We start from the raw sequence: 802 nt of genomic DNA on the forward strand, positions 1-802 counted from the left end.
GGCCGGGGGCGTGGCTCGGGGTGGGCTCCGCGGACGGCTCGGTGAAGGACCGCAGGCGCCGGGCCATCGCGGCGGAGAGCTCCTTGACCACCAGCGCGTCGTCGGCGCCGAACGCCGGCGCCCCCTGGGCCCGGAACAGGCTGACCTGGCCCCACGGGTGACCGCCGACCCGCAGCACGGCGCGCAGTTCGTCGTCGAGGCCGCGCGGCGCCAGGAAGTCGCGGTAGAGGGTGCTGCGGCCGGGCAGCCCGCCGGTGGCCTCGCGCAGCCCCGCCACCGGCAGCGGCGCGCGGGCGAGGTCGCGGAAGAGGTTGATGTTCTCGGTGAGCAGCTCGGACTCCCAGTAGACCGAGCAGCCCTCCTGGTTGAGGTTCTCCACCCGGATCGGCGAGGTCATCATCCCCGTCACCGGGTCGGTGGCCCGCCACACGGAGGCGTCGTACGGGATGAGGCGGCGCAACTGCTCGGAGGCGGTCGCGAACAGGGCGAGGGCGTCGGGGGCCGCGCCGATGGCCGTCAGGAGCGTGTCGATGGCGTGGGTGGTGCTCGCGTTCCTGGGCACGGTCACGGGCCGGTACTCCTCGCTCGCCACCCCTCGCGTACGGGTGGGTCTCGTCGGGTGCGCGTCTGCCCTCCATGCTCCCGCACCCGAACGCCGGGCACACCCCCCTCAGTTGAGGGGGGTGGCGTCCCGCCAACACCCAGATCTCGGGATGTCGCCCGGGTGCCCGCGCCGCCGACGATGGACCACGCGACCCGCCCCCGCCCCGCGCCGAACCAGGAGGCACCCACCGTGCGATCC

Annotated in this window: 1 pseudogene; it reads right to left on the minus strand. The window is 74.9% G+C overall.

Annotated elements, in window-relative coordinates:
• Positions 1-568: pseudogene (locus tag ACJA3G_RS37935) on the minus strand (LuxR family transcriptional regulator); the annotation flags it as partial.
• Between the last annotated feature and the right edge of the window lie 234 nt (positions 569-802).

It is taken from the genome of Streptomyces sp. YS-3 (assembly GCF_045257485.1).
In the GTDB taxonomy this organism is placed as follows: Bacteria; Actinomycetota; Actinomycetes; order Streptomycetales; family Streptomycetaceae; genus Streptomyces.